Origin of the sequence: Pseudomonas sp. 18175, assembly GCF_050432925.1 — a bacterium.
In the GTDB taxonomy this organism is placed as follows: Bacteria; Pseudomonadota; Gammaproteobacteria; order Pseudomonadales; family Pseudomonadaceae; genus Aquipseudomonas.
Window position 1 is genome coordinate 316084 of the sequence record NZ_JBKFTO010000003.1, and the last position, 16370, is coordinate 332453.

At 59.2% G+C, this 16370-nt stretch carries 13 protein-coding genes and 1 pseudogene; 4 read left to right on the top strand and 10 right to left on the bottom strand.

What is annotated here, in order from left to right:
• Positions 1 to 26: 26 nt before the first annotated feature.
• Positions 27 to 734 carry a TetR family transcriptional regulator gene (locus ACLD1Y_RS06440; protein WP_429476463.1) on the bottom strand — a complete coding sequence of 236 codons (708 nt, stop codon included), beginning with the start codon at positions 732 to 734 and terminating at the stop codon, positions 27 to 29.
• Positions 735 to 997: 263 nt separating this feature from the next.
• Here ACLD1Y_RS06440 and lexA point away from each other — a divergent pair, with 263 nt between their 5' ends.
• Together lexA and sulA are read left to right on the top strand one after the other, a co-directional pair.
• A complete protein-coding gene (gene lexA, locus ACLD1Y_RS06445; RefSeq protein WP_003172575.1) occupies positions 998 to 1606 on the top strand; it encodes a transcriptional repressor LexA in 609 nt (202 codons plus the stop codon).
• 10 nt (positions 1607 to 1616) lie between these two features.
• Positions 1617 to 2090 (top strand): SOS-induced cell division inhibitor SulA, encoded by a 474-nt coding sequence (gene sulA, locus ACLD1Y_RS06450; protein ID WP_058425063.1) that lies wholly within the window; start codon positions 1617 to 1619, stop codon positions 2088 to 2090.
• 151 nt (positions 2091 to 2241) lie between these two features.
• Here the strand turns inward: sulA and ACLD1Y_RS06455 are convergent, their stop codons facing one another.
• The 7 genes from ACLD1Y_RS06455 to ACLD1Y_RS06485 form a co-directional block, all read right to left on the bottom strand.
• A complete protein-coding gene (locus ACLD1Y_RS06455) occupies positions 2242 to 2475 on the bottom strand; it encodes a hypothetical protein (RefSeq protein ID WP_159959413.1) in 234 nt (77 codons plus the stop codon).
• 130 nt (positions 2476 to 2605) lie between these two features.
• The gene (locus ACLD1Y_RS06460) at positions 2606 to 3127 is read right to left on the bottom strand and encodes a DUF6586 family protein (RefSeq protein ID WP_429476467.1); all 522 of its coding nucleotides are present in this window, start codon (positions 3125 to 3127) and stop codon (positions 2606 to 2608) included.
• 176 nt (positions 3128 to 3303) lie between these two features.
• Positions 3304 to 5925, bottom strand: a complete 2622-nt coding sequence (topA, locus tag ACLD1Y_RS06465) for a type I DNA topoisomerase (RefSeq protein ID WP_429476469.1) — start codon at positions 5923 to 5925, stop codon at positions 3304 to 3306.
• A 114-nt stretch (positions 5926 to 6039) separates the two neighbouring features.
• Positions 6040 to 6276: a DUF1653 domain-containing protein gene (locus ACLD1Y_RS06470; protein ID WP_159959419.1), complete on the bottom strand. Its 237-nt coding sequence runs from the start codon at positions 6274 to 6276 to the stop codon at positions 6040 to 6042.
• A gap of 97 nt (positions 6277 to 6373) precedes the next feature.
• Positions 6374 to 7549 (bottom strand): acetyl-CoA C-acyltransferase FadA, encoded by a 1176-nt coding sequence (gene fadA, locus ACLD1Y_RS06475; RefSeq protein WP_012722845.1) that lies wholly within the window; start codon positions 7547 to 7549, stop codon positions 6374 to 6376.
• A 29-nt stretch (positions 7550 to 7578) separates the two neighbouring features.
• A complete protein-coding gene (gene fadB, locus ACLD1Y_RS06480; protein WP_429476472.1) occupies positions 7579 to 9726 on the bottom strand; it encodes a fatty acid oxidation complex subunit alpha FadB in 2148 nt (715 codons plus the stop codon).
• Positions 9727 to 10211: 485 nt separating this feature from the next.
• Positions 10212 to 10649, bottom strand: a complete 438-nt coding sequence (locus ACLD1Y_RS06485) for a hypothetical protein (protein ID WP_176995336.1) — start codon at positions 10647 to 10649, stop codon at positions 10212 to 10214.
• A 105-nt stretch (positions 10650 to 10754) separates the two neighbouring features.
• Here ACLD1Y_RS06485 and ACLD1Y_RS06490 point away from each other — a divergent pair, with 105 nt between their 5' ends.
• Positions 10755 to 11195: a universal stress protein gene (locus ACLD1Y_RS06490; RefSeq protein ID WP_429476474.1), complete on the top strand. Its 441-nt coding sequence runs from the start codon at positions 10755 to 10757 to the stop codon at positions 11193 to 11195.
• A 218-nt stretch (positions 11196 to 11413) separates the two neighbouring features.
• Here the strand turns inward: ACLD1Y_RS06490 and ACLD1Y_RS06495 are convergent, their stop codons facing one another.
• The gene (locus ACLD1Y_RS06495; protein WP_429476476.1) at positions 11414 to 13336 is read right to left on the bottom strand and encodes an ATP-binding cassette domain-containing protein; all 1923 of its coding nucleotides are present in this window, start codon (positions 13334 to 13336) and stop codon (positions 11414 to 11416) included.
• A gap of 213 nt (positions 13337 to 13549) precedes the next feature.
• On the opposite strand from ACLD1Y_RS06495, the gene ACLD1Y_RS06500 reads away from it, so the two are divergent.
• Positions 13550 to 15478, top strand: coding sequence for a transglycosylase SLT domain-containing protein (locus ACLD1Y_RS06500; RefSeq protein ID WP_429476478.1), 1929 nt, complete (start codon positions 13550 to 13552; stop codon positions 15476 to 15478).
• Between the two features lie 65 nt (positions 15479 to 15543).
• On the opposite strand, the pseudogene ACLD1Y_RS06505 reads toward ACLD1Y_RS06500, so the two are convergent.
• A pseudogene (locus ACLD1Y_RS06505) lies at positions 15544 to 16308 on the bottom strand (Fic family protein); the annotation flags it as partial.
• Positions 16309 to 16370 lie beyond the last annotated feature (62 nt).

Below are 16370 nucleotides of genomic sequence, written 5' to 3' on the forward strand. Positions count from 1 at the left end.
CAAGCGGCCGCGCACACCCGGGGCGGTCACACCTTGGCGACGGCCGGTGCGGTTTTGCTGCGAGGGCGTAGTTGGGCGGCGGCCATGGTGGGGTCGGTGACGCCAGTTTCGGCGCGCATGCCAGCAGCGAGGAACGGCACCATCAGGCGCATCACTTGCTCAATAGAGGTGTTCACGCCGAAATCGGTCTCGGCAATAGCGCGCAGCGCCTTGATCCCGGACATGCTGAATGCAGCGGCACCGAGCATGAAGTGCACGCGCCAGAACAACTCGATTGGCGGGATACGCGGGGCGGCCTCATTGACCAGCAACATATAGCGGCGGAAAACCTTGCCGTACATGTCTTCCAGGTAGCGGCGCAGGTGACCTTGGCTCTGGCTGAACGCAAGGCCCAATAAGCGCATGAAAATCGACAGGTCGTTGCCACTGCGCGGCTGCACCACCAACGCCTGCTCGACCAGCATTTCCAGCAGGTCTTCTAGGGTTGGCTTGTTGTCGGCCTTGGCCTGGCGGCGTTCCAGTTCACGGTCGAGACTGGCGCAGAACGGCCCCAGGAAGCGCGAGAACACCGCCTGGATCAGGGCTTTCTTCGAGCCGAAATGGTAATTCACTGCCGCCAGGTTCACCCCGGCCTTGCTGGTAATCAGCCGCAATGAAGTTTCAGCAAATCCTTTTTCCGCGAACAATTGCTCGGCAGCATCGAGAATGCGTTCAACGGTTTCCGACTGGGCCATGGCTACTCCGCCTGACAAACACTTGTTTGAAACATACGTTTCAGGGTGTGTCTTGTCAAGCCTGCGGGTTCGCATTCCGGCCGGGCAGTCATGTATTTCATCGCTATTTAATCACATCCGCTGAGGTCTGTAGGCAGCGCTATTTCTGCCTTGTAGGACCGATGACGAATGACCGTCCAGCGGCGTCGCAAAAAAGGATGATTGCCAAGTACAGTTCACTGTATATAATCCCAGTCACTGTATAAAAAGACAGAGCGATCAACATGCTAAAACTGACGCCACGCCAAGCTGAGATTCTGGCTTTTATCAAGCGCTGCCTCGATGACAACGGCTACCCGCCGACTCGAGCTGAAATTGCGCTGGAACTGGGGTTCAAATCCCCCAACGCCGCCGAAGAACACCTCAAGGCCCTCGCTCGCAAAGGCGCGATCGAGATGACCCCGGGCGCTTCACGCGGTATTCGCATCCCTGGCTTCGAAGCCAAGGCCGACGAATCGACACTGCCCATCATCGGCCGCGTTGCCGCTGGCGCGCCGATCCTGGCGCAGCAGCACGTCGAGGAATCCTGCAACATCAACCCGACCTTCTTCCACCCTCGTGCCGACTACCTGTTGCGGGTCCATGGCATGAGCATGAAGGACGTCGGCATCTTTGATGGCGACCTGCTGGCCGTCCACACCACCCGCGAAGCCCGTAATGGCCAGATCGTCGTCGCCCGTATCGGCGATGAAGTCACCGTCAAACGCTTCAAGCGTGAAGGCAGCAAGGTCTGGCTTCTGGCCGAGAACCCTGAGTTCGCCCCGATTGAAGTGAACCTGAAAGATCAGGACCTGGTGATCGAAGGCTTGAGCGTCGGCGTCATTCGCCGCTAAAGGAGGCATCATGCAGCTCGTGCACACCCCACAACACACACAACTGTCGCTGTTCGAGGCCTTTATGGCCCAACCCCTTGCGCCCATCCTCAAGGAAACGGTCGAGGCGCCCTGGAGCGCCGAGCCTGAGGCGTTCAGTGAATTGTCGTTGCGCGGTGCTGCTGGCAGCTGCCTGAGCCTGCTGGCGCCGATCCTTCGCGAACTCAGCGAGGAGCAGGACGCACGCTGGCTGACGCTGATCGCCCCGCCCGCCAGCCTGACCCAAGCCTGGCTGCGGGATGCCGGCCTCAACCGTGAGCGCATTCTGCTGCTGCAACCGCGTGGCGCACAAAGTGCCCAGCAATTGACCTGCGAAGCCTTGCGATTGGGGCGTAGCCATACAGTGGTGAGCTGGCTGAACCCGCTGAATGCGAGCGCCAAGCAACAGTTGATCAGCGCCGCGCGTACGGGCGATGCTCAGAGCTTGAATATTCGATTGGGCTGAGCAGGCTTGTTGTGGTGAGCGGGCTTGCCCCGCGCTGGGCTGCGAAGCGGCCCCAAAACCAAACACCGTGGAATATCTGATAAACCGCATTAATCTATTCAGGGCCGCTTCGCAGCCCAGCGCGGGGCAAGCCCGCTCACTACAAGGGCTCTCAGTGAAGCACCCGCGGCCCCTCATCCTTCTCCGGCTCGCCTTCTGCCAAGCGACCGGCCATCTGCACACCCACGCTCAACATGGCCTTGGCCACTTCGACGTGTTGACCTTGCAGGAACGCCTTGGCGTCCTCGGAAAAGTCCAAAGTCACCAGAGAACCCTCGTCCTCAGCCCGACGCAGCTCGATTCGGCCGTCAGGCAACTCAACAATTTCCAGAAAGGACGTTGGCATAAAAGTCTGTTCTCCACGAAAGGCCGGGATTATATCAGTCATCCACCCGGCCTCGCTGAGGATCTGAAGAGGTTTCTTTACAGCTTGATGAACGGTGCTCTGTGCTGCATTCCTTAACAATGGGGGCGCATCAGCACTCGTTCAACCCTTCGCGAAAACGCAGCGCCATCTTCTTCAGTTCTTGGCGCCAGCTTTCCAGCTCTGCCCGGCTCAGTGGCTTGGGTTCATCCTCCTCCAAGGCAACGGCCACGATCAACGGCTGGGTCACATCACCCTTGGGCACATGGGGAACCCGAGGCGGCTGGAACATATCGGCATGAGCCTTCAGCAAACGCGCCACCCAACTGTCTGGGCTCTGAGCCATTTCCACCAACTCCGCCAGCTCAGGAATGGCCATGGCGTCCAGCACTTCGCGGGTCATGATCATTTCAGCGCGGGGCGAACCGGCCTGGGGCAGGCGGTAGAACCCTGCGATTTCATGGCACAGGCCCAGCAGAGCACCATAGAGGTGGAACAACGCCGCTTCACGCCCCGCCTGGACCAGCGCGATGGCATTCATCTCCTTCCCTTCCTCGGCGCGACCGAGGGCTTCCAGGGACAAACCCGCGAAGTAAATTTTCTGGTTGGTACGGGTATAGAGTTCGTTGGTCATAACGGCAGTCTCCACAACGAAAGAGGCGTGATGCTGGTTTTGTAATGTGGCGAGGGAGCTTGCTCCCGCTGGGGTGCGCAGCACCCCCAAAAGCTTGGGCCTGCTGCGCAGTCCAGCGGGAGCAAGCTCCCTCGCCACAGCAAGCCCCCCCCCTACAATTTGGACAGATTAGCCGATCAAGCGCCTTGGCGCTTGTCCTCGACCTTCCACTTGCCACCGTCGTAGAACGCTTTCCAGCCAGTTGGCTTGCCGTCCACTTCGGTCTGCACGTACTGCTCCTTGGTTTTGCGGCTGTAGCGGATCACGGCTGGGCGACCATCCGGGTCCTTCTTAGGCGCTTCACACAGGAAGTGGTACTTCGGATCGATCTCATCCTTGTGGGGCACGATCTCCAATACCAACGGTGCCCGGGTCTCGCGGTTTTTCGGGAACTGGCTGGCAGCCAGGAACAAGCCCGAAGCGCCGTCGCGCAGGATGTAGGTATCGTTGACCTTTTCGCACTTGAGCTCAGGCATCTTCACCGGGTCCATCTTCGGCGGCGCCGCATCACCGCTTTTGAGCAGCTTGCGGGTGTTCTTGCAGGTGGGGTTGGTGCAACCGAAGAATTTACCGAAACGGCCGGTCTTGAGCTGCATCTCACTGCCGCACTTGTCGCATTCCAGGCTCGGGCCTTCATACCCTTTGATGCGGTAGGTGCCCTCTTCGATCTCGTAGCCGTTGCAATCCGGGTTGTTACCGCAGATGTGCAACTTGTGCTTCTCATCCAGCAGGTAGGCGTCCATCGCCGTACTGCAGATTGGGCAACGGTGTTTGCCACGCAGTACCAGCGATTCGGATTCACCCTCGTCGTCAGCAGCGATTTCATCGCCAGGCACCAAATTGACGGTGGCCTTGCAGCGTTCTTTGGGCGGCAGGCTGTAACCCGAGCAACCCAGGAACACGCCAGTGGACGCCGTACGAATCTGCATCGGCCGGCCACAGGTCTGGCACGGGATGTCGGTCATTACCGGCTGGTTGGCGCGCATGCCGTTTTCAGGGCTTTCGGCTACTTCGAGCTTCTTCTTGAAGTCGCCATAGAACTCGTCGAGCACGTTTTTCCAGTCGCGTTCGCCCTGGGCCACGTCATCGAGGTTCTCTTCCATACCGGCGGTGAAGCCGTAGTCCATCAGGTTGGAGAAGCTCTCGGACAGACGCTCAGTAACGATATCGCCCATCTTTTCCGAGTAGAAACGACGGTTGTGCAGCGCAACGTAGCCACGGTCCTGGATGGTGGAGATGATCGCCGCATAGGTCGAAGGACGACCGATACCGCGTTTTTCCATCTCTTTCACCAAGCTGGCTTCCGAGTAACGGGCCGGCGGCTTGGTGAAGTGCTGGGACGGGTCAAGCTTGATCAGCTTGAGCGTGTCGCCCTGGGCCATGTCCGGCAGCACGTCGTCATCGCCAGGCTTGGCGATTTGCGGCATGACGCGGGTGTAACCGTCGAACTTGAGGATACGGCCCTTGGCACGCAGCTCGAAGTCGGAGGCCGCCACGGTCACGGTGGTGGACAGGTATTGCGCCGGCAGCATCTGGCAGGCCAGGAACTGGCGCCAGATCAACTCATAGAGGCGCTCAGCGTCGCGCTCCATGCCAGCCAGCTTGGCGGGCGTGGTGTTGGCATCCGAAGGACGAATCGCTTCGTGAGCCTCCTGTGCGCCTTCCTTGCTGCTGTAGACGTTCGGGTTCTCCGGCAGGTACTTCTTGCCGAACTCGCCTTCAATATAAGTACGCGCCATCGCCACCGCGTCTTGCGACAGGTTGGTGGAGTCAGTACGCATATAGGTGATGTAGCCGGCTTCGTACAAGCGCTGGGCCATCATCATGGTTTTCTTCACACCGAAGCCCAGGCGGTTGCTCGCGGCCTGTTGCAGGGTGGAGGTGATGAACGGTGCCGATGGCTTACTGCTGGTCGGCTTGTCTTCACGCTTGACGATGCTGTAGCTGGAAGCCTTGAGCTTTTCCAGCGCGGCCATGGCCTGGGCTTCGTTCAGCGGCTTGAAGGCTTCGCCTTTCTCACGGGCCACTTCAAAGCGCACGTTGGCGCCCTTGGCGGTGCCGAGGTCAGCGTGGACTTCCCAGTACTCTTCAGGGATGAACGCACGGATCTCGCGCTCACGATCTACCACCAGCTTGACCGCAACCGACTGCACACGGCCAGCGGACAGGCCACGGGCGATCTTGGCCCACAACAGCGGCGAAACCATGTAGCCCACAACGCGGTCGAGGAAACGACGCGCTTGCTGGGCGTTGACGCGGTTGATGTCCAGTTCGCCCGGCTTGGAGAAGGCTTCCTGGATGGCTTTCTTGGTGATTTCGTTGAACACCACACGCTTGTAGCGGCTGTCGTCACCGCCGATGGCTTCCCGCAGGTGCCAGGCAATGGCTTCCCCTTCGCGGTCCAAGTCCGTTGCGAGATAGATGGTGTCGGCATCTTTGGCGAGCCGGCGCAGCTCCTCGATGACCTTTTCCTTGCCCGGAAGGATCTCGTACTTGGCCTTCCAGCCATGATCCGGGTCTACACCCATGCGCGAGACCAGCTGCTTGCGCGCTTTCTCTTTAGGGGTGAGCACCGGACCTTCGCCCGCAGCCGCCTTGCCGCGCTTGGCGGCAGGCTCCTTGCTGGCGCTAGCCGAACCGCTGGTGGGCAGGTCTCGGATATGGCCGATACTCGACTTCACCACGTACTCGTTGCCCAAGTACTTGTTGATGGTCTTGGCCTTAGCCGGGGATTCCACAATGACCAGCGATTTGCCCATGGATCGGAAAATTCCTGAATTCGAAAAGAGAAAGGCAGTTGGCGCCTGTCGCGGCAACGCTATATATAGTGGCAACCGGGTGAGGTCAAGCGCAGCATTCTGCGCGGCCCACCGTTATTGCCCTGAAAAAAGACTGGGTTCAACCTGAACCAAAGCAAAGCGCGGGACCTGCTTGCCGTCAACCTCGACGGTCTCCAGGAACATGCTCAAGGGGCGCACCCAAAAGCCGTAATCGCCATACAGTGCTTGGTAGAACACCACTTCTTCTTCGGTCTCGGAGTGCCGCGCCACATTGAAAACGCGGTACTGCGGACCTTTGTAATGCTGGTAGAGCCCTGGTTCGACTTGCATGCTCTAGCCCTCTTGGAAAATTTGTTAAAAAAAAATTACGAAACTGCCAAAAAACAAAAACCGGGGCACTGGGCCCCGGCTTCCGTCAACCCAACGCTTAGATGCGTTCGAAGACGGTGGAAATGCCTTGGCCGAGACCAATGCACATGGTTGCAACCCCGAGGTTGCCGCCATTTTGCTTCATCACGTTGAGCAAAGTGCCGGAGATACGCGCACCGGAGCAACCGAATGGGTGGCCCAGGGCAATCGCACCGCCGTGCAGGTTAACCTTCTCGTTCATCTTGTCGAGTACTTTCAAATCTTTCAGCACTGGCAGGGCCTGTGCGGCGAAAGCTTCGTTGAGCTCGAAGAAGTCGATATCGGAAATGGTCAGGCCTGCGCGCTTCAAGGCTTTTTGTGTGGCCGGTACTGGACCATAGCCCATGATCGCCGGGTCCACACCCGCCACTGCCATCGAACGGATCACGGCCAGCGGCTGGATGCCCAGGTCTTGGGCACGCTGCGCCGACATCACGATCATGCACGAGGCACCGTCGGTGATTTGCGACGAAGTGCCCGCTGTCACGGTGCCACCTTTTGGATTGAACGCTGGCTTCAAAGCCGCCAGGCTTTCCAGGGTGGTGTCCGGACGAATGGTCTCGTCGTAGTCGAACAGTTTCAGGAAACCGTTCTCGTCGTAGCCGTTCATCGGGATGATCTCATCCTTGAACTTGCCTTCCACGGTCGCCTTGTGGGCGAGTTGGTGGGAGCGCAGGCCAAAGGCGTCCTGGGCTTCACGGGTAATGCCGTGCATTTTGCCAAGCATTTCCGCAGTCAGGCCCATCATGCCCGAGGCTTTTGCCGCGTACAGCGACATGTGCGGGTTAGGATCAACGCCGTGCATCATGCTGACGTGGCCCATGTGCTCCACGCCACCGACCACAAACACATCACCGTTGCCGGTCATGATCGCTTGCGCAGCAGTGTGCAGCGCGCTCATCGACGAACCGCAAAGACGGCTCACGGTCTGGCCAGCTGCGGTGTGCGGGATCTGGGTCATCAACGACGCCATGCGCGCGATGTTCCAGCCCTGCTCCAGGGTCTGGTTGACGCAGCCCCAGATCACGTCCTCGACTTCGTTCGGGTCGACCTTGACGTTGCGTTCCAGCAACTTGCTGATCAGGTGCGCCGACATGTCTTCGGCGCGGGTGTTGCGGTGCATGCCGCCCTTGGAGCGGCCCATCGGAGTGCGACCGAAGTCCACAATCACGACGTCTCTTGGATTCAAGCTCATAAATAGTCTCGCTCTAGTCGATTGGGCGCTTAACCGAAGAAGCTCTGGCCATTCTTGGCCATTTCACGCAGCTTCGCGGTCGGGTGGTACAGCGGGCCCAAATCAGCGTATTTGTCAGCCAGGGCAACGAATTCGGCCACACCGATGGAGTCGATGTAACGCAGCGCACCGCCACGGAATGGAGGGAAGCCAATACCGTACACCAGGCCCATATCGGCTTCGGCGGCGGTTTCAACGATGCCGTCTTCCAGGCAACGCACGGTTTCCAGGCACAGGGCGATCATCATCCAGTTGATGATGTCTTCGTCCGACACTTCACGCTGCTCGTAGATGACCGGAGCCAGCACTTCGTGAACCGAAGGATCGGCCACTTTCTTCTGCTTGCCCTTCTTGTCCGCCTCGTAGGCGTAGAAGCCCTTGCCGTTCTTCTGGCCCAGGCGCTTGGCCTCGTACAGCGCGTCGATCGCCGAACGGCGGTCGTCTTTCATGCGGTCCGGGAAACCTTCAGCCATCACGTCGCGACCGTGGTGCCCGGTGTCGATGCCGACCACGTCCATCAGGTAGGCCGGGCCCATCGGCCAGCCGAATTTTTCCATGACCTTGTCGATGCGCACGAAGTCCACGCCAGCGCTGACCAGCTTGGCGAAACCGCCGAAGTACGGGAACAGCACGCGGTTGACCAGGAAGCCCGGGCAGTCATTGACCACGATCGGGTTCTTGCCCATTTTCTTGGCGTAGGCAACGGTGGTGGCAACGGCCAGCTCACTGGACTTCTCGCCTCGAATCACTTCCACCAGCGGCATCATGTGCACCGGGTTGAAGAAGTGCATGCCGACGAAGTTTTCCGGACGCTTGAGGGCCTTGGCCAGCAGCGAGATGGAAATGGTCGAGGTGTTGGAGGCCAGGATGGTGTCGTCTTTAACCTGGGCTTCCACTTCGGCCAATACGGCTTGCTTGACCTTCGGGTTCTCGACAACCGCTTCGACCACCAGGTCGACGTGGCCGAAATCGCCGTAGGACAGCGTAGGACGAATACCGTTAAGTACTTCGGCCATCTTCGCGGCGGTCATGCGACCTTTGTCCACACGACCGACCAGCAGTTTGGCGGCTTCTGCCAGGCCCTGCTCTATACCGTGCTCGTTGATGTCTTTCATCAGGATCGGCGTGCCTTTGGACGCCGACTGATAGGCGATACCGCCACCCATGATACCGGCGCCCAGTACGGCAGCCTGTTTCACGTCGCGGGCGATTTCGTCGTAGGCCTTGGCCTTTTTCTTCAATTCCTGATCGTTCAGGAACAGGCCGATCAGGCTTTGGGCGGCCGAGGTCTTCGCCAGTTTGACGAAGCCTGCAGCTTCCACTTCCAGGGCTTTTTCGCGACCGAAGTTCGCAGCCTTCTGGATGGTCTTGATCGCTTCAACCGGCGCCGGGTAGTTCGGGCCGGCCTGGCCTGCCACGAAACCTTTGGCGGTCTCGAACGACATCATTTGTTCGATGGCGTTGAGCTTGAGTTTTTCAAGCTTCGGCTGGCGCTTGGCCTTGTAGTCAAATTCGCCGCTGATGGCGCCCTTGATCAGGTTCAGTGCCGCTTCGGCCAGTTTGTCCGGAGCAACCACAGCGTCAACGGCACCGACTTTCAGCGCGTCTTCGGCACGGTTTTCCTTACCGGCGGCGATCCATTCGATGGCGTTGTCGGCCCCGATCAGGCGCGGCAGGCGCACGGTGCCGCCGAAACCTGGGTAGATGCCCAGTTTGACTTCGGGCAAGCCGATTTTTGCGGTCGCGGACATCACACGGAAGTCTGCCGCCAGGCACATTTCCAGGCCGCCACCCAACGCGATGCCATTGATTGCGGCAACGGTCGGTACGTTGAGGTCTTCAAAATCGCTGAAAATCTTGTTGGCTTCGAGGTTGCCAGCCACCAGCTCGGCATCGGGCAGCTTGAAATTGTCGACGAATTCGGTGATGTCAGCGCCGACGATAAACACGTCCTTGCCGCTGGAGACGATCACGCCCTTGACCGAAGCATCTGCTTTGATGGTGTCTACGGCCTGACGCAATTCATTCAGGGTTAGACGGTTGAACTTGTTGACGGACTCACCCTTGAGGTCGAACTTCAGTTCGACGATGCCACTTTCAAGAGCCTTAACCGTGATGGCTTTACCTTCGTAAATCATCAACTGATCTCCACGATATGGAAGCTGAACAGTACACATTGGACGCTGGCCTACTGGTTTGACATTGATGATTTGGTCAATGTTCAAGCCAATCCGCCAGGCACACCCGCCAATGCGATAGTCGGGATTCTGTATGAGCGGTCTGACAGACAAACGCTCAATTCATACGCCCGTTTGATTTGGGTACGCCACCTTCATCCAATTCCGGGCAATTGTCAATCGCTCCAAAGGCTAGGAAAAACGCGACTTTCCAGTCATTTCAGAACCCCAGCCATAGGTTCGCACCCCGTCAATATTCAAATATTCACGGAATCAATAATAGAAAATTTGTGGGAAAAGGCTGTACACCACGGGATATCCGGCTAGGCTAGCCGCAACCGTAACGCGCCTGGATGAACATCCGACGCGGGAAACTCAGATTTACCGGCCTGCCTGGCCAACTCCAGCCCGATGATGATGTCGGGCTTTTTATTGCCGGTGTTTTTTCAAGCCAGGGCCTTAAGCAAGGTATCGATGTCCTTCAATACACTCGCCTCGCCCTTCTCGCCCCAATACAAGGCGATCATCTGCTTGTCCGCCTCGACTTTGTAGACATTGGCCGGCAGCGTCGCAAAATGCGGCAACAACTTCTCGTCCTCGCACACCTCACGCCATTGATTGACCCAAACCCCGGGCTCCAACTGCCAGTAACTCCAAATCGCCGGCGTGCTGCCCCGTCGCGGCCGGCAGTACTGCGCGCACGGGCTCGGCGGTTCCTGCTTGAGCCAGTGTGGCCACTCTTGAGGCGCCAATTGCATGGCTAACCCGATGCGGCGCGCCTCCATGCGCAAGGCCATGCGCCCACTCTGATGGCGCGACGGACGCAGCCACGCCAAGGGGCTCAAAACCACCACAAGGATTGACACCACTATCCAGACCGTCATATGTGTACTCCCGAATTTCTAGATGAGCGGATTTGATCTGACGCAGCCCCATCCGCTTGAAAGCAGCCATACTGAATTTATTGCAGTCCCCTGGAGGAACGCCTCATGCCCTACCAACATATTCTGGTCGCTGTCGATCTGACCGAAGAGTGCGATCCGGTGATCAAGCGCGCGCAGGAATCTGCACTGGCCAATGGCGCCATATTATCGCTGGTGCATATCGTCGAGCCCATGGCCATGGCCTTTGGCGGCGACGTACCGATGGACCTTTCCCAGTTGCAGCAACAACAATTCGACCAGGCCAAGGAGCGCCTGGACCGTTTGATCCTCAAATACCCGCACTTGAAAAAGGAAGACTGCCATCTGACCTACGGCCAACCGCGCCAGGAAATCCACCATCTGGCCAAGGAAAAGCGTTGTGACTTGATTGTGGTCGGCAGCCATGGTCGTCACGGTTTGGCGTTGTTGCTGGGCTCGACCGCCAATGATGTGTTGCACGGTGCGCCGTGTGATGTACTGGCCGTCAAGCTGGTCAAAGCCCCTTAAGACCGATGAAGATCAAATGTGGGAGCGGGCTACTGTGGCGAGGGAGCTTGCTCCCGCTGGGGTGCGAAGCGCCCCCAAAAGCCGGCGACTGCTACGCAGTCGAACGGGAGCAAGCTCCCTCGCCACAGCAAGCCCGCTCCCACATTTGGATCGCATTTCATATGAAAAACCCGGTGTTCATCTGATGAACACCGGGTTTTTTAATGCACTGGATTTACTCAGGCATCCAACTCAGCCCAACGCTCAACCAGCACTTCCAACTCCTGGTTCAACGTCTCCAGCGAAGCAATGACCTTGGCGGTTTCTGCCGCCGGACGCAGGTAGAACCCACCGTCAGCCATTTCCGCTTCTACCGCGGCGATCTGCTGTTCCTTGGCATCGATATCGCCCGGCAAGGCTTCCAGCTCACGCTGCAGCTTGTAACTCAGTTTTTTCTTGGCAGCCGGTGCAGCGTCCTGAACCGGCTCAGCAGCAGCGGCCACTGGCGTCACCACTGCCGAATTCAAGTCGGCCTTGCCGGACTTGCTCTCGGTCACGCCCAACAAACGCGGCGAGCCGCCCTGGCGCAGCCAGTCCTGATAACCACCGACGTACTCGCGCACCTTGCCTTCACCCTCGAAGACCAGGGTGCTGGTGACCACGTTGTCGAGGAATGCCCGGTCGTGGCTCACCATCAGCACGGTGCCGTTGAAGGTCAGCAGCACTTCTTCCAGCAGTTCGAGGGTTTCTACGTCCAGGTCGTTGGTCGGTTCGTCGAGTACCAGCAGGTTGGCCGGTTTGCTGAACAGCTTGGCCAGCAGCAGGCGCGCGCGCTCGCCACCGGACAAGGCTTTCACCGGGGTACGTGCACGCTGCGGGCTGAACAGGAAGTCGCCCAGGTAGCTGAGGACGTGGCGGCTCTGGCCGTCGATGTCGATAAAGTCACGGCCTTCGGCTACGTTATCGATCACGGTCTTTTCCAGGTCCAACTGGTGGCGCAACTGGTCGAAGTAGGCCACGTCGATGCGAGTGCCCTCTTCCACAGTGCCGCTGGTCGGTTGCAGGCCATTGAGCATCAGCTTGAGCAAAGTGGTCTTGCCGGTGCCGTTGGCGCCCAGCAGGCCGATACGGTCGCCGCGCTGCAGGACCATGGAGAAGTCCTTGATCAGGAACGGACCCTCCGGGTGATGGAAGCTGACGTTTTCCAGCACCATCACTTGCTTGCCCGACTTGTCGGCGGTGTCCAGCTGGATATTGGCCTTGCCGGTGCGCTCGCGACGTTCGCTGCGCTCCACGCGCAGGGCCTTCAAGGCGCGCACGCGGCCTTCGTTACGGGTACGGCGGGCCTTGATGCCCTGGCGAATCCAGACTTCTTCCTGGGCCAGTTTCTTGTCGAACAGCGCGTTGGCGGTTTCTTCGGCCGCAAGCGTAGCTTCCTTGTGTACCAGGAAGCTGGCGTAGTCGCCGTTCCAGTCGATCAGGCCGCCACGGTCCAGTTCGAGGATACGGGTGGCCAGGTTTTGCAGGAAGGAACGGTCGTGCGTGATAAACAGCACGGCGCCCTGGAAATCCTTGAGGGCTTCTTCCAGCCAGGCGATCGCGCCGATGTCCAGGTGGTTGGTTGGCTCATCGAGCAGCAGCAGGTCCGGCTCCGACACCAAGGCCTGAGCCAGCAGCACACGGCGACGCCAGCCGCCGGACAACTCGGCGAGAGTCTTGTCGGCCGGCAGTTGCAGGCGGCTCAGGGTGCTGTCGACCAATTGCTGCAGACGCCAGCCGTCGCGGGCTTCGAGGTCTTGCTGGACGTGCATCAGCTTGTCCAGGTCTTCTTCGGTGACGCAGTTCTGCGCCAGGTGATGATACTGGGCCAGCAGCTCGCCCACGCCGTCGAGGCCTTCGGCAACCACGTCGAACACTGTCCGTCCGTCGGCCACCGGCAATTCTTGCGGCAATTCGCCAATCTTGAGGCCTGGGGCACGCCAAACAGAGCCGTCATCGGGCTTCTGGTCGCCCTTGACCAGCTTCATCATGCTGGACTTGCCGGTGCCGTTGCGGCCGATGATGCACACCCGCTCACCACGGGCGATCTGCCAGGACACCTTGTCCAACAACGGCATAGCGCCGAAAGCAAGGGACACATCGCTGAATTTGAGCAGGGTCATACGCTTCTCCAAAAACTGGGCGCGCATTCTACCTGAGTTAGGGGTGGGATGCGGCCGGCATTTTCGTTGCCGACACGTTCTGTAGGACATTTCTCGCCAACAAGTACGAAGCGGCCGGCAAAGCTTTCGTACGTGTCGGGCAAAAGGCTAAGCTAGGGGCAATCAGTGTCGGCAGTGCCGGTGCTAGTCGTGATTTCTCTGCACGGACGTCTCATGCGCAGTCGCCTTTTCAACTTTTTATCTTGTCTGCTTCTTTCCGCCACCGCCGTTCAATCCGCCCAGGCCGTGGACCTCACCACCCAACGCCAGTATTACGATGAAGCCAAGCGCGCCCTGGCCAAGGGTGACAGCGGCCCGTACATGCAATACCGCCAAGCGCTGGCCGACTACCCGTTGACGCCCTACCTGGCGTACGACGAGCTGACCGCACGCCTGAAAACCGCGAGCAACGAGGAAATCGAACAATTCCTCGCCAAAAACGGCGACCTGCCCCAGGCCAACTGGATGAAACTGCGCTGGTTGCGCTGGCTGGCCGACCGTGGCGACTGGCAAACCTTTGAAAAGTACTACGACCCCAAGCTCAATTTCGTTGAACTGGACTGCCTGCATGGCCAATACCAGCTCACCCACAATCTGAAAGCCGAAGGCTACAAGACCACCGAAAAACTGTGGCTCACCGGCAAATCCCAACCGTCGGCCTGTGATGCCACGTTTGCTCAGTGGGCTGCCGATGGCCAGCTCACCGAACAAAAAATCTGGGACCGCGCCAAACTTGCCGCCGAAGCCCGCAACTACGCGCTGGCCAACAGCCTGGTGAAAACCCTGCCCACCCTGGGTGGCCAAGGCCGCCTGATGGTGGATGTGGCGCAAAAGCCCGACATGCTCAGCGACCCGTCGCGCTTCCTGCCGGCCAATGAAGCCATGTCTGACGCTGTTAGCCTGGGCCTGCGCCGCCTGGCGCGCCAAGACCCGGACAAGGCCATGGCCCTGCTCGATGGCTACGCCAGCAGCATGCACTTCTCCCGTGACGAAAAAGTGTCGATCGCCCGCGAAATCGGCCTGACCCTGGCCCGTCGCTATGACCCGCGGGCCTTGGACGTCATGACCCAATACGACCCGGAGCTGCGTGACAACACCGTCTCCGAATGGCGCCTACGCCTGCTGTTGCGCCTGGCGCGCTGGGAAGATGCCTACCAGCTCACCCGCAAGCTCCCACAGGACTTGGCCACCACCAACCGCTGGCGCTACTGGCAGGCCCGCAGCCTGGAACTGGCCGAACCGAAAAACCCGCAAGCCTTGGTGCTTTACAAAAACGTGGCCAAGGAGCGTGATTTCTACGGCTTCCTCGCCGCCGACCGCTCCAAATCCCCGTACCAGCTCACCAACAAACCCCTAGTGATGAGCCAGGCGTTGATGAACAAGGTGCGCAACACCCCCGGTGTACGCCGTGCCCTGGAGTTCTACGCCCGTGGCCAGATCGTCGATGGCCGCCGCGAGTGGTACCACGTCAGCCGCCACTTCAATCGCGATGAAATGGTGGCCCAGGCCAAGCTGGCCTACGACATGAAGTGGTACTTCCCGGCCATCCGCACCATCAGCCAGGCGCAGTACTGGGATGACCTGGACATCCGCTTCCCGATGGCCCACCGCGACACTCTGGTGCGTGAAGCCAAGGTGCGTGGCCTGCATTCGAGCTGGGTGTTCGCCATCACCCGCCAGGAAAGCGCCTTTATGGACGACGCCCGCTCCGGCGTCGGCGCCAGTGGCCTGATGCAGCTGATGCCCGGCACGGCCAAAGAGACTGCGCGCAAGTTCAGCATCCCACTGGCCTCCCCGGCCCAGGTGCTGGACCCGGACAAAAACATCCAGCTCGGCGCAGCTTATTTGAGCCAGGTGCATAGCCAGTTCAACGGCAACCGCGTGCTCGCCTCCGCCGCCTATAACGCCGGCCCTGGTCGCGTTCGCCAATGGCTGCGTGGCGCCGATCACCTGAGTTTCGACGTGTGGGTGGAAAGCATTCCATTCGACGAAACCCGTCAGTACGTGCAAAACGTGCTGTCTTATTCGGTGATCTACGGACAGAAGCTCAACTCGCCACAGCCGTTGGTGGATTGGCATGAGCGGTATTTTGATGATCAGTAAATGATCCAGAAATGAAAAATGCCCGCATTGAGAGATGCGGGCATTTTTTATGGAGCTGCTGGACGCTCGCTTTGTACGGCCTCGGCCAAAGCCTGGCTCAGGGCCTGTAACATGAATTCGACGAAAGGTGTCGCTTCTGCCTGTTGATCGGCAGCCGACAGCGCCGCGTAGTAAGCATCCTGCTGCTCTCGTATCACGGCTTCTACCGGGAGATACGCCAGTACAGGGCGCCACTCGCTAAGAATCAAAGTTTGCCAGAGCCGGCCCATTCGCCCGTTACCATCTGCGAAAGGGTGGATGAATTCGAACTCATAATGGAATACGCAACTGGCAATCAACGGGTGCCAGTCCGAACCCGACAGCCATCGCAGCAAGTCATCCACCAGATGTGTCACTCGGCTTGCGGGCGGAGCCATATGTACCAGTTGTTCGCCCCGGTAGATACCAACCCCGGACTGACGAAATTGCCCCGCATCGTCGATCAATCCGAACATCAGCAGTTCATGTGCTCGCAGTAAATCGACACGGTCACTCGGACGCCATTGCGGCATGGCCTCGTAAGCCGCAAATGCATTACGTACCTCTTGGATTTCCCGAGGTAAGCCCAATACTCGCTTTCCCTCCAGAACAGCGGTCACCTGTTCGACGCTGAGGGTGTTGTTCTCAATAGCCAACGAGGCCTGAATGGTGCGGATTCGGTTGCCACGCCGCAACTGGGGCGTCTGGCGATTATCGCCAGCCACTGAGAGTTGGCCGATCTGCTCACTGATATCGGCTACCAGCGCCAGCATCTTTGTGGTCAAGGTCAACGGTGGTTGATAGCGGCTCATGTCCTCATCCGGTTCCATAATGAAAGGTCCTATGATGCCCTAAGGGCTCGACACTGCGCAGC

Bases quoted from the DNA above. Each gene is read 5' to 3' on its own strand.
- ACLD1Y_RS06440 (WP_429476463.1), bottom strand. From the start codon at position 734: ATGGCCCAGTCGGAAACCGTTGAACGCATTCTCGATGCTGCCGAGCAA.
- lexA (WP_003172575.1), top strand. From the start codon at position 998: ATGCTAAAACTGACGCCACGCCAAGCTGAGATTCTGGCTTTTATCAAG.
- sulA (WP_058425063.1), top strand. From the start codon at position 1,617: ATGCAGCTCGTGCACACCCCACAACACACACAACTGTCGCTGTTCGAG.
- ACLD1Y_RS06455 (WP_159959413.1), bottom strand. From the start codon at position 2,475: ATGCCAACGTCCTTTCTGGAAATTGTTGAGTTGCCTGACGGCCGAATC.
- ACLD1Y_RS06460 (WP_429476467.1), bottom strand. From the start codon at position 3,127: ATGACCAACGAACTCTATACCCGTACCAACCAGAAAATTTACTTCGCG.
- topA (WP_429476469.1), bottom strand. From the start codon at position 5,925: ATGGGCAAATCGCTGGTCATTGTGGAATCCCCGGCTAAGGCCAAGACC.
- ACLD1Y_RS06470 (WP_159959419.1), bottom strand. From the start codon at position 6,276: ATGCAAGTCGAACCAGGGCTCTACCAGCATTACAAAGGTCCGCAGTAC.
- fadA (WP_012722845.1), bottom strand. From the start codon at position 7,549: ATGAGCTTGAATCCAAGAGACGTCGTGATTGTGGACTTCGGTCGCACT.
- fadB (WP_429476472.1), bottom strand. From the start codon at position 9,726: ATGATTTACGAAGGTAAAGCCATCACGGTTAAGGCTCTTGAAAGTGGC.
- ACLD1Y_RS06485 (WP_176995336.1), bottom strand. From the start codon at position 10,649: ATGACGGTCTGGATAGTGGTGTCAATCCTTGTGGTGGTTTTGAGCCCC.
- ACLD1Y_RS06490 (WP_429476474.1), top strand. From the start codon at position 10,755: ATGCCCTACCAACATATTCTGGTCGCTGTCGATCTGACCGAAGAGTGC.
- ACLD1Y_RS06495 (WP_429476476.1), bottom strand. From the start codon at position 13,336: ATGACCCTGCTCAAATTCAGCGATGTGTCCCTTGCTTTCGGCGCTATG.
- ACLD1Y_RS06500 (WP_429476478.1), top strand. From the start codon at position 13,550: ATGCGCAGTCGCCTTTTCAACTTTTTATCTTGTCTGCTTCTTTCCGCC.